Here is a 12,441-nt window from a genome sequence, read left to right as displayed (position 1 = left end):
TTGACGAAGGTCGTGCAGGTGAGAACGTTGGTGTTCTTCTGCGTGGTACTAAGCGTGACGAAGTTGAGCGTGGTCAAGTACTGGCGAAGCCTGGTTCAATCAACCCGCACACTAAATTTGAAGCGGAAGTATACGTACTGTCTAAAGATGAAGGCGGCCGTCACACTCCATTCTTCAAAGGTTACCGTCCACAGTTCTACTTCCGTACAACTGACGTAACAGGTGCTGTTCAATTGCCAGAAGGCGTTGAAATGGTAATGCCTGGCGACAACCTGAAGTTCGAAGTTGAACTGATTGCACCAATCGCGATGGACGAAGGTCTGCGCTTCGCAATCCGTGAAGGTGGTCGTACAGTAGGTGCTGGTGTTGTTGCTAAGATTATCGACTAATCTTAGGCTTCACTAAGTCATCTGAAAAAGGTCGCGCAAGCGGCCTTTTTTGTTTTCCAATACTCCCTGAAACCTGAAGGATTTCTTCACAGTAAGTTTGCCAGCTTCACTTGCTGTTATCATAGTCATCAGCGATTTCATTCAGCTCTGCCGCAAAACATTAGACTCTCAATAAATCACACGCCCTAGTTAAGTCAGGCTTTGTTTGTTATTTCTAATTGGGTGCTAACTTTAGTATTCTGTTGCTCATATCGCTCGGATTTTATTGAACTCTCATTGAAGTCAGCTACGCTTTATAGTGAAATAATTACTGTCTCGGTTTGATGCTCATATTAAGTTAGTGACGATTATTTCTTGCTTTATATAAGTGGATTGAGGTTAACCATTAGACGTCTGCTACCATAAAGCGTTATTGATTCCTTTATGTAGGTTCCTATTATTTTGATGACTAGGCTTAGTTGGCTTTGCAGGTTAATTCTGGTAATCACAGTTAGCAGTGCTGCTACCTGTGCTTCAGCATTTGCGGACCCAATTGCGGTGGTAGTGCCAAAGCAAAGCGATATCAATGCATTATCCAGGAAGCAGGTAATCGATATTTTTATGGGCCGTTTTGATTTTCTCGAAAATGGCCAGAAAATAAAGCCCGTAGATTACGATAACGGTTATCCATTCAGAGAGCAGTTTTATCGCTCTCTAGTCAACAAATCCGAACGTCAGATTGCGGCATACTGGTCGCGCTTATTATTCTCTGGTCGGGCGAAGCCACCAACACAAGTCGCCAGTGTAGAAGTGAGCATTGATGAACTCAGTAATGACACGTCTATGATCACATACGTACCGGTCAATTTGGTTTCAGAGGAGATGAAAATTGTTCTTGTTCTGGAATAACCGTAAAAGCGTCTTTGTCATCACCTGCTTGTTATTTTCTATCTGTTCAGCAGGGAATGTAAATGCACAAGTGAGCGTGAACGGCTTTGCGACTGTTGGTTACACAAGCAGTAACGCTGACGACTTGGTTTTTCGTTCTGCAATTAATCGCTGGCCAGAAGAAGGCAGTAACTTTAAAACTGAATCAGCACTGGGCCTTCAGCTTAACTATCAGGTGTCTGACAAAGTCGACATTGTTGTACAGAGTTTGCTCGAAAATAAAAACTATGACCAGGTCATGGATTATTTTGAAATGGCGTTTGTACGATATCAGTTTGACCGCAACTGGTCGGCTAGAGCGGGGCGAATAAACTACAACGCTTATCTGTTATCCGAGTATGTCCATGTCGGATACAGTTATTTGTGGGCCGCGCCACCCATGGAGTATTACACACCTTCTTCTAATTTGTCGTATATTGACGGCGCCGAAGTACAATACCGCAAATCCTATTCATCAGGCGTTTTACAAGCTGCGCTGGCAGTAGGAACCAGTAAGGCCGACGTACTAAACAACAGGTCTAATTATTTTCTGGAATACGATTATGTTTTTAATGCGTCTGTGATGTTTGAAACGGACGAGTGGGCTATTAAGGGCACATTAAGTCAGTTCCATGGTAAGCGCTCTTTTTTTGGTAGCCTGAATACGTTCCAGGCCAATCTGCGGGAGATTCCTTCAACCTGGTGGCCTGAAGCCCAAGCAATGTCTGACGATCTTGACTTTGAAGGTAAGCATGTAAATTACGCTGCTTTGGGGTATAGCTATAACAATGGTGAGTATATTGTCATGGCAGAAATGGCCATGCTGGATGTCGAGTGGAGCGTTTTAGGGAATCTCGCTTACGGATACGCCAGCCTTGGCTATATTTGGGGTGATTTTACACCTTACGTTACCGTTGCAACGATCAATACAACGGAAAAGCGCAATGTAATCGCTGAACCAGATTATGCAGAGGTTACTGACCCTACAGCCATTCCTGGCCTCGCGCGAATGTACTTTGGTTATCAGTACCTGCTGGATATATCTCGTATAGAGCAGTCTTCTGCTGCAGTAGGAATACGGTGGGACTTTGCCGCAAATTGGGCGTTGAAGGCGCAGTTTACCGCATTTGAATTACAAGGCCCTGGTTACGGAATGTGGGGCAGCGATCAGCAAGTCAGTATTGAAGATACGCGTGATGTTAATGTGTTTAACCTCAATCTCAATGTTATATTCTAACGGCGTTATAAATAGCGATGAGAAAGCTTACAGATAGGTTACATGTCAGGCTTGCATTCGTGGTTGGGATAGTTGGCATTTTGGTGTCAATTGCCGGCAGTTTTATTGTATTTCAGCTCGCTCAGGCTGAACAGCAGCGTTTCAGCGCGCATTTACTCAATCAAATAGCGCAAGGTTCAGTAAAGCCCGCAGCGATTTCTGTCTATGTGAATGATATTGAACTTGCTCAGGAAATCCTCGCCAGTTTGCAAATAAATGATTTAATACTCGCGGCGGAAATTCGCAACGAAAACGGTGTCGTTGCAGAGACATCACTAAAAGACCTATCTGGTTCACCTATCGCATTTGCTCTTCCTCACCCTTTCCTGGATTCCGACGTGGTAGGTGAGTTATTGGTATATCCCGACAATGTGTTTATACAAAGCCTGGCAATCAGTGATGCACGTAACAGCGTGTGGGAAATGATGCTGGTTTCTATGGCACTCACGCTAACGATGTATGTGGCAATATATCAATTACTCTCACGCCCACTAATCAAATTATCAACGGCGTTTGAGCGAGTCGACCCGAGTAACCCTGAGTTATTGGAGAAAATTGATATCCAATACACCAGAAAGGATGAAGTAGGCTTTTTAATAAGCGGTATCAACCGACTCATCCATGCTGTACGAATTAACTTCGTTGCTGAACGTCGCCTGCGAATGCGGACTGAAAAGCTGGAACAGCGCTTTAGACTGGTGTTTGACAAAGCGTCGGTAGGGATTGGCCTGATCTCGACTCACAAGGGTATTCTGCTTGAGAACCCCGTTTTTCACGATATTGTTGGGCAGATTTGCTCACTCCACGATTTCGTCAATATGTTTGACAATCCTGAGGTGGTGTCAGAAGCAATTCATGAGTTAAGAACCACGCAGCAGTCCAGCCCAATAACGATAGACCTGTCGTACCAGAACAGCGAGCAGCAAACCCGATGGGTAAATTGTCTGTTCGCGCTTGTAATCGACCAGCGAAGCACTGAACGCAATGACGATATGCTCATTGAAGTTATTCTGAACGACGTGACTGAGCGAAAGGAAAAAGAGGCGAAATCCAAGTACCTGGCACAGCACGATGCACTGACCGGGTTGCTTAACCGACACGGCGGTGAAATTAAACTGCAGGCATTACTGCAGTCGATCACCAATAAAACCATGACAGCGGTCATGCTCATCGACCTCGACAACTTCAAGCCCATCAACGACAGCTATGGCCACGATGCAGGTGATGTGGTGCTTCAGGAGACGGCTCAGCGCATTAAACGGCTCTTTAATGACGATGATGACGTTTGTTGCCGATGGGGCGGTGACGAATTCGTCGTTGGCTTTCGGCGCGATGTATTATTACCGTCGGCGTTGGAAACCTTGTGTAATACACTGTTGCACGGTATTGAAATGCCAATCACCCTGACTAACACACAACACTGTGCAATCTCTGCCAGTATTGGTGTTGCAGTGGCGTATTCACCTACACAAAGTCTGGAGGCTTTGCTAAATGAAGCTGATGAGGCCATGTATCAGGTTAAACGTGAAGGCCGTTCCAACTACATGATTGTCTGACCAGTTTTGCTGGTCTCATTGCGTTGTCGCTTCATCTTAAGCGTAGGCAAGTGTTCGCGATCCCTTATCCAAAAGTCTATATAATCTGTCATAACTCTAATGTTTAACTATGGTGGTTTATGGCATCTGTAGCGATTGTATTATTAGGTATCGCTGGCATGTTGGCCGGCTGGTTTTTATATTCCAAATTTATTGCAGAGAAAATTTTTAAGCTCAGCGAGAGCTTTGTTACGCCTGCTCATGAAGTGAATGATGGCATTGATTATGTGCCGACCAATAAAGTGGTGTTGTGGGGACACCATTTTACCTCAGTAGCGGGTGCTGCGCCCATCGTTGGCCCTGCTATTGCGGTCTATTGGGGCTGGGTACCTGCGGTACTGTGGGTGGTTTTCGGCACTATCTTTTTCGCAGGTATTCACGATATGGGCGCTTTATGGGCCAGTGCACGACACAAAGGCAAATCCATGGGCGCTTTGTCTGAAAGCGTGATTGGTAAACGCACTCGGGCACTGTTCATGATTGTTGTGTTCCTGGTGTTGCTCATGGTTAACGCCGTGTTTGGTGTGGTTATTGCGAATAGCTTTGTGTCTCAGCCTAACGCCGTATTCCCGGCCTGGATGGCGATAGTTGTTGCGCTGGTTATCGGCCAGTTAATAAAGCGGCAGTTCAGCCTGATTCCACTGTGTATTATTGGCATTATCGTGTTGTATGCGTCTGTGTACGCAGGCAGTTATCTACCAATAAGTTTGCCAGAGACCATCATGGGCTTGTCTGACAAAGCATCGTGGATCATTATTTTGTTTGTTTACGCCATGATTGCGTCGTTATTACCGGTTTGGATGTTGCTACAGCCTCGCGACTTTATTAACGGTATGCAGCTCATTGTTGGGTTGTTTTTATTGTACGGCGCGGTCTTTTTCTCATTGCCTGACATTACTGCGCCAGCGTTTAATACAGCGACAGCAGTAGACACGCCGAGTATTATTCCTTTGCTGTTCGTAACGATAGCCTGTGGCGCAGTTTCCGGCTTTCACGGTATCGTTTCTTCCGGTACCAGCTCCAAGCAGCTTGATAAAGAAACCGACGCCCGCTTTGTTGGTTATTTGGGCGCCGTTGGTGAAGGCTCACTGGCACTTATTACAATTGTCGCGGTAAGCGGCGTAGCACTGGCTGCATCGCCTCAGGAGTGGCACGAAGTGTACAGCCACCTTGGAGCTGGCAGCGTGAGCGCTTTCATTACCGGTGGTGCGAATCTCATTGAACAGGGGTGGGGATTGTCGGTGTCGTTCTCGTCCACCATTCTTGCGGTCATGGTCGTGCTTTTTGCTGGTACGACTATGGATTCCGGTGTTCGTCTGCAGCGCTACATTATTCAGGAGTGGGGAGAGATCTATCAAATCCCGGCGTTAAAAAACGGCCTGGTGGCAACGTTGGTTGCTGTTGGTACCTGCCTGTTACTGGCATTTGGTGCCGGCGGCTCTTCCGGTAGCGGCGGAATGATCATCTGGCCTTTATTTGGTTCCACTAATCAGATTCTTGCAAGTATGACGTTGCTGGTTATTTCAGTCATGCTGATCAAGCTGAAACGTCCGGCTATTTACACTTTGGTACCTATGATGTTTGTCATTGTGATGGCGTTTTTAGCTGGCATTATCAAGTTAAAAGAATATTACCTGGCAGGCAACTATTTGCTGGTTGGATTGGATGCCATCGTGCTTGTGGTGAGCGTGCTGGTTATGCTCGAATCCTGGTCGGTGATCCGGCGATTTAAAGCAGTACAATAATCGCAAGTTAGTTTGTATCGCGAGTTGTTTTGTATCAAATATAAAAACGCCAGGCATGTGCCTGGCGTTTTTACTTATCCTTGTCACAAGGGCGTTAGAGATAAGCCCTGAAAATACCAGCCGTGATAATTGCTAAAGACACTGAATACAACACCAAAGTAATTTGGTCACATAATCGAGTTTTTGACATCATTCGTACCTCTTATCAGCGAATGTAATATAATTGTAACGAACTGTTCTGTGTTTGTTAATTATTCTTTGGTCTTAGATTGTGGGTTGTATCTTCAGGTACAACCCGCATAATAAATCGTTGAGGCTGTATTGCCAGCCAATGGACTTTGACAAGGAACCGGACCGAACACTATGTTGCTGCTGTTAATTTATATTTTTATCGCGCTGGGCTTTTCGTTTTTGTGCTCAGTCGCGGAGGCGGTGATTTTGAGTGTATCGTCGGCATACATATCGCTCATGGAAAAAGAGGGCAAACCCAGCGGGAAGATCATTCGCGAACTCACCGATGACATCAATCGCCCGTTGTCGGCTATTTTAACCCTGAATACCATTGCTCATACTATGGGGGCGGCAGGTGCTGGTGCCCAGGCAGCGGTTGTGTTTGGCGACGCTTATCTCGGCATCATTTCGGCAATTCTGACTCTGCTGATCCTGGTGTTTTCAGAAATCATTCCGAAAACCCTTGGGGCTACCTATTGGCGTGGGCTAGCGCCAATTACCGCTTATTTTCTAAAATACCTGGTGATTGTACTACTTCCTTTTGTAAAGATGTCGCAATGGCTGACCAAAGGCTTCAAGGAAGAGTCTCCACTACGCGGTCTCAGCCGTGCCGAGCTGCATGCCATGGCCGATCTGAGCGGTCAGGAAGGGCAGTTAGACGAACACGAAGCGGTCTTCTTAAAAAGCTTGCTCAGTCTGAACGAATTAACCGTAAAAGACGCCATTACTCACCGTACCCAGGTGTTTTCAGTATCGGAAGATATGACGGTAGAAGCGTTTTTTCACAAACACAGCAATATTGAGTTTTCCCGAATCCCGGTTTATGAATCTCAGGACAGCGAACAAATCACCGGTTTTGTGTTACGTTCCGATTTACTGCTTGCGCAGGCCCGTGGCAACGGTGACTCACCCTTAAAGAAGTACAGCAAGAGCATGGTTACTGTGCTGGGCTCGATGCCGCTGTCTTCAACCTTCGACCACTTCCTTAAAAATCACATCCACATGTTATTAGTGGTCGATGAGTACGGTGGTCTAGAAGGCGTGCTTACATTGGAGGACTTATTGGAGCGATTACTTGGGGTCGATATTGTGGATGAAACAGACACCAAGGTGAGTATGCGCAGGCTGGCTTACATGATGTACCGACGCAAACAGCAAATGCTGCTGAAAAATGTACCCGACAGCAGCATGACTCAAGGCTCCGGTAAACAATAATAGGCGCTATTGTGTTGCCGGAAAGGTGGTGACCACACAAACCCCGGTATTATCCGGTAAATTGTTAAGCACAATACTGCCGTGGTGGAATCCTACAATAATGTTGGCAATGTACAGGCCCAGTCCCAGATGGGGGGGGCCATCGGATTGATTCCCCTCTGCCCGCACCGATACCATAGATTGTGTTAGCTGTGATTGCATGCCCTGCGGTAGCAACGGCCCGGTATTGGTAATGCTCAACTTGATCTGACGCTGCTCCTGCCAGATATGTAAGGCAATGGTGCTGTCCTGAGTGCTGAATTCAACGGCATTGGCGATGATCTTATCCAGCATTTGCGCAATCAGATCCGGGGAACCCACCAAGGGCGCCTGTTTGGCCGATAGCTTTAATGTGAACTGACGCTGTGGATAAGCATATTGGTACCCCTCGACGCAGCCTTTAACCACTCGGGTTAAATCAAACTGTTCGGTGTCTTCCTGACTAATGGCCTGTTCAAGGCGGGTGGCCTCGCTCATACTGTTCAGAATACTGCTTAAACGACTGATCCCCGACTGTGCCCTGCTTAAAAATACTTGTTGCTGATCCGGGTCCTGTACCTGATTGAGCGTATCCAGTGATGAACGTACAACAGCGATGGGGGTACGTAGCTCGTGAGACAGCCTCGACGCCATATTTTCAAGGTATGAGTTGTATTGCTGCAAGCGGCTTAGTACGGCACTAAACGAGCGGGACAAATCGCCAATTTCATCGGCATTACGTGAGGGAGGTAATGTACCAATTATTTTTCCGTTTGAATCTATTACCGCTTCAGTGTTGTCGCGGAGGTCGCGAATGCGACTGGAAATCCGGTGGGCGAACAATAATAACCCGGTTGTGCCCAGCAGCATGACGGCCAGGATAACGTGAAACAATTGCTCAAGTGCACGGTTGCGCAAGGTACGAATCCCGTGTGTGGTTTGTTCTACCACCACGGCACCCATGACGGCGTCGCCAATATAAATAGGATAGGCTGCCGACAGAATGACCGCTTTGTTGTCGGGCGTAAGCCGCCATAACGAATCGGGATTACCCGCCAGTGCGCGGTTAATGTCTTTACCGGCTAAGGCATATGCATCTGCCAGCTCGTCGACAAAGTCACCTGGCGGGCGAGTCAGAATCTGATAATAAAGCGGTAACAACCAGTTTTGTTCAATGTATTCCCATCCGCTATTTCCAGCCGGCCGTTGTTGTCCGGCGTTGAACCCTTGTGAGGAATGAATAGAGCCTGAGCGAGCCAACACCCGTTTGTGTTTGTCGATAACCCACACTCTTGAATCTGCATATCTAAGGCCAGACAAAATGCGTTCGATTTCCGGTGACGGAGTTACGACCGTGCCCAGATCATCGCTTTGATTGGGATTCGCCGTGCCCATGGCGTATTGCTTGGTACGGTCTATTTCATCATCAACATCTACCAGCGCGAAGGCTAACGAGCCGGATGTCATGGTAATCGGGAAGCGCAGCTCGATGCTGTAGCCATCGGGTGTAAGCAGCCAGCGGCCCTGTATTTGTAGAGCATTATCTGTCGCGCGGAAATATCGCGGGTCGCTGTCCAGTCGGTAAGCGTTCACCCAGCCGGGTTTGTAGGGGGAAATAATATAACGCTGTAAGCTATCCTGGGCATCGAGCATGCCAATCAGCAAGTGATCAGAACGATCGACGCTCAAACTGTTTGGAGCGCGAAACACCACCTTATCGTCATTGACCGCAAACATGGCGTAAAAATACTGATCGAAACGCCCAACCATATGTTGAAATGACATTGAAACGTCAGCATTGTCTTCAAACCAGGTCACGACATTATTGCTGCCGTACGACTGAATAAGCGGGGATACGGCTTGCCATTCCTGTAGTCGGCCGTCCAGCTGGATCGGCACATCAATCGGCGGGGCATATAAATCTGTGCCGGGCCGTACATTTTGCAAATAGGCCGACTGACTGTCGAACAGGGCGGGGCGTTCGTGCAGCGCGGTGGCCACTGCCCGCGCCGTACCTATCATGGTTTGTTCCTGACCAATTCGAAGGTACTGTTCAAGTTCCCAAACGTATTTATACCCAAGCCAGGGAATTGCGAACAGGAACAGCGACAAAACAAGCAGCTGTAACCGAATTGAAAAACGTAACTTCAAAGCCTTTTCCCTAATCGACTATTGTTGCCAGCGGTAACCCATACCGTACACGGTATCAATGTGATCAAAGTCCGCATCCAACTGAATAAACTTCTTACGCATGCGCTTGATATGTGAGGTGATGGTGGAATCATCAACAACCATGCGGGATTCATCCATTAACTGTTGACGGCTCTTGACGTGCCCTGGGCGTTTGATTATTGCGTGCAGCATCCAGAATTCGGTCACGGTAAGTGCAACAGGCATTGTTTTCCAGCTCACTGTCATGCGGCTGACATCCACTAACAAATGACCAAGCTTGATAAGATCGCTGTCCTGTTTGGGTGTAGCAAGTAAATCAGTGCGGCGAAACAGTGCTGCAATGCGCGCTAGCAAGTGGGCCATGCTGATATCTTTAGTCAGGTAATCATCTGCACCCATGCGCAAGCCACTGATGGTATCTACATCGTTGTCTCTGGCAGTAAAGAAAATAATCGGCAGGGTTTGCGATAACTGACGCAACTGCTGACAAAGCATAAAGCCGCCTTCCATTTCGTCTTTAAGGCCGATATCTATAATCGCTAAATCTGGTAAAGACTGCGTAAAAGCCGCACTGGCTGAAGGACGGTCTGCAAACGCATTAACCGTGTAGCCCTGGCCGGTTAAAGCGGCGGTATAATTGTCGCGGATGGCAATGTCGTCTTCTACAAGGGCAATGTTTCTTGGCATAGCAGTCTCTTTAAACAGTATTTACTAAGGTTTGTTCTGCGATAAAAGCGTTGATTCAGAACAAAATGAATAGACCAACAATTAGCGTGTGATAAGCACTATACATTAAGAGTGTTACTGACATGGCAAGTTCGGCATAAATTCCCCGAACTTGCCATTTTTCTGCCACCTTTCGTTTTTGATATCAGTGATATCGGTAGCTTGCCTTAGTAGTAAACACGGGACTTACTCAAAACAGCCAGTCAGTCATCTGGCTCATCTTTTATGTCATTTTGCCCGGTTTGGTCAGGGTTAGCACATTTTTGCCACGACATTTCCTCAACAGCAGAAGCATTCAGCCATGAGAGCTTGTTGTAATAACACCATCGAATCAACACACCTCACTACTGTTTTAAAGGATATGACTATGCGTAAATCAACAATGTCAGCTTTAGTTTTAGCGACCACACTTACTGCCACTAGCGCTTATGCAAAAGAAAAAGAAACTGAATACGAACATGCGCCCGGCGTTGGTCTTGGCACAGGCGTCGTCATTGGCGCTATCGTTGCCGGGCCGGTTGGCGCAGCGGTTGCCGGTTTTATGGGCGCCATGCTGGGCAACGACATTCGCCAGGACAAAGCACTGGAGGCTAAGACTCAGCGCCTGTCAGCTCAGGCTCAGTTGCTGTCTGAGCGGGATCGGGCTCTGATTGCAATGCGAAACCAACTGCAGACGATGCAGCAAGCTTCAGTGACACAAGTCGCTATGCAGGAAGAAAGCACCACACCTTCTATTTCCTTGCAAAGCAGTGTGCAGTTCCAGACCGGAGCCTACGACATCGCCCCGGACTATCAAAAGCAACTGGACCTGATTGCCAAAACGCTGAAGGGCTATCCGACATTAACTGCGAGGCTAACCGGTCATGCAGACAAGCGGGGCAAAGACGAATACAACCAGGCATTGTCCATGCAACGGGCAATAAGTGTTAAGCAATATCTGATCAATAAGGGGGTAGATAGCCAACAAATACTCACAGTCGCACTGGGTGAATCTCAAAGTGCTTACGACGGCGGTGAACAAACGTTTTTTGACCGTAAAGTGGTTATTGAACTAGGCAATGAGGATGCTACGTTAACTGCCCAACGCTAGGTTCGTTTTGCGAGCGATAGTGTAACGTCGTTACGGAATGGTTTGAGCAGCCATTCCGTTTCGTTACTTACACACTACCTGGTTTTTGCCATTAAGCTTGGCCTCGTACAAGTTTATATCGGCAAGATCCAATATATCTTCGAGACTGTCCTGATCAAAGGCTTTGGTACTGATAGCCCCTGCGCTTAGCGTAACGCGGCTGTGTACAGTTTGCACATGCGGTATGTTGGTGTCGTAAACCGCTTTTACGATGTTTTGCGCTATTTTGCGAGTCGCCGTCATATCCGCGTCCGGCAGTATTGCCAAAAACTCTTCACCACCGTAACGAATCATGGCATCGCGTGAGCGGCGCCCGTGTTGTTGCAGTATTTTTGCGACTCTTTCCAGGCACTGATCGCCGTATAAGTGTCCATAGTGATCGTTGTACTGTTTGAAATAATCGATATCAAACAAGATCACGCCAAGTGGTTGTTGGTCACGCATGAGTTGTCGCGATAGCCTGGGGTACTCTTGCTTTAAATAATTGCGATTCAATAAACCGGTGAGCGAGTCGTGAAATGTCAGCGTTGTTAACGCGTCCATTCGCAGTTTACTTAGTAATTGATTGCGAACTCTGTGGATAAGCGTTTGTGCGATGACCGGCTTGGATACAAAGTCATTGCCGCCTGACTCCCAGCATTGCAGTTGCGATTCTTTGCTGACATTGCCCGTTATGAAAATAAGTGGAATATCATCCAGATCGTCATCGTGCTTGATGGCTTTACATAAATTCAGGCCGTTCATCTCCGGCATGTTGACATCAACCACTAACAAATCGGGCTTTTGTTGTTTACAGTAACTCAATGCGTCCGGAGCATTAGACACGGTTACGCACTGGCATAGATCGCTTAAAATCGTAGATATAACGGTGCGGCTGACATTGTCGTCGTCGACAATCAGCACGGTGCAGGATTCTATTGTTCTGGTGTCAAGCGCTAACATAAATGTGCTGTTGGCATGGGTTGCTCAATTATTCGTTAGTTCTGTTGTCATCCTGACAGATAATACCGCCGGTTTAAATTGTAATATTTATATTTTT

Annotated in this window: 10 protein-coding genes; 7 read left to right on the top strand and 3 right to left on the bottom strand. The window is 47.1% G+C overall.

Translation table 11 applies throughout. The features are described from left to right. The 6 genes from BUB81_RS08035 to BUB81_RS08010 form a co-directional block, all read left to right on the top strand. Nucleotides 1-389, top strand: a 389-nt coding sequence (locus tag BUB81_RS08035) for an elongation factor Tu (protein WP_483869306.1), incomplete at its 5' end; no start/stop codon positions are given. 444 nt (nucleotides 390-833) lie between these two features. Then, on the top strand, nucleotides 834-1,277 hold the full coding sequence (locus tag BUB81_RS21930) for a type 2 periplasmic-binding domain-containing protein (RefSeq protein ID WP_073320895.1): 444 nt from the start codon (nucleotides 834-836) through the stop codon (nucleotides 1,275-1,277). Beyond that, the gene (locus BUB81_RS08025) at nucleotides 1,264-2,532 is read left to right on the top strand and encodes a hypothetical protein (RefSeq protein WP_139241530.1); all 1,269 of its coding nucleotides are present in this window, start codon (nucleotides 1,264-1,266) and stop codon (nucleotides 2,530-2,532) included. Before BUB81_RS21930 ends, BUB81_RS08025 begins: the two co-directional genes overlap by 14 nt. A gap of 59 nt (nucleotides 2,533-2,591) precedes the next feature. Beyond that, nucleotides 2,592-4,127 (top strand): sensor domain-containing diguanylate cyclase, encoded by a 1,536-nt coding sequence (locus BUB81_RS08020; RefSeq protein WP_073320890.1) that lies wholly within the window; start codon nucleotides 2,592-2,594, stop codon nucleotides 4,125-4,127. A 119-nt stretch (nucleotides 4,128-4,246) separates the two neighbouring features. Next, entirely contained in the window at nucleotides 4,247-5,911 is a 1,665-nt protein-coding gene (locus BUB81_RS08015; RefSeq protein ID WP_073320888.1) for a carbon starvation CstA family protein, read from the top strand. 363 nt (nucleotides 5,912-6,274) lie between these two features. Continuing rightward, complete coding sequence (locus BUB81_RS08010) at nucleotides 6,275-7,357, top strand: CNNM domain-containing protein (protein ID WP_073320886.1); 1,083 nt, start codon at nucleotides 6,275-6,277, stop codon at nucleotides 7,355-7,357. A 6-nt stretch (nucleotides 7,358-7,363) separates the two neighbouring features. Here the strand turns inward: BUB81_RS08010 and pdsS are convergent, their stop codons facing one another. Further along, nucleotides 7,364-9,526 (bottom strand): proteobacterial dedicated sortase system histidine kinase, encoded by a 2,163-nt coding sequence (gene pdsS, locus BUB81_RS08005; RefSeq protein ID WP_073320883.1) that lies wholly within the window; start codon nucleotides 9,524-9,526, stop codon nucleotides 7,364-7,366. An 18-nt stretch (nucleotides 9,527-9,544) separates the two neighbouring features. Further along, on the bottom strand, nucleotides 9,545-10,234 hold the full coding sequence (gene pdsR / locus BUB81_RS08000; RefSeq protein ID WP_073320881.1) for a proteobacterial dedicated sortase system response regulator: 690 nt from the start codon (nucleotides 10,232-10,234) through the stop codon (nucleotides 9,545-9,547). Nucleotides 10,235-10,640: 406 nt separating this feature from the next. Between pdsR and pdsO the strand changes: the two genes are divergently transcribed. Beyond that, complete coding sequence (gene pdsO / locus BUB81_RS07995) at nucleotides 10,641-11,363, top strand: sortase-associated OmpA-like protein PdsO (RefSeq protein ID WP_073320879.1); 723 nt, start codon at nucleotides 10,641-10,643, stop codon at nucleotides 11,361-11,363. 63 nt (nucleotides 11,364-11,426) lie between these two features. Here the strand turns inward: pdsO and BUB81_RS07990 are convergent, their stop codons facing one another. Further along, nucleotides 11,427-12,344: a GGDEF domain-containing response regulator gene (locus tag BUB81_RS07990; RefSeq protein ID WP_073320877.1), complete on the bottom strand. Its 918-nt coding sequence runs from the start codon at nucleotides 12,342-12,344 to the stop codon at nucleotides 11,427-11,429. Between the last annotated feature and the right edge of the window lie 97 nt (nucleotides 12,345-12,441).

The organism is Marisediminitalea aggregata (assembly GCF_900129565.1).
In the GTDB taxonomy this organism is placed as follows: Bacteria; Pseudomonadota; Gammaproteobacteria; order Enterobacterales; family Alteromonadaceae; genus Alteromonas; species Alteromonas aggregata.
Note: the sequence above shows the minus strand (reverse complement) of the source record. Positions and strands in the feature narration are given on the sequence as shown.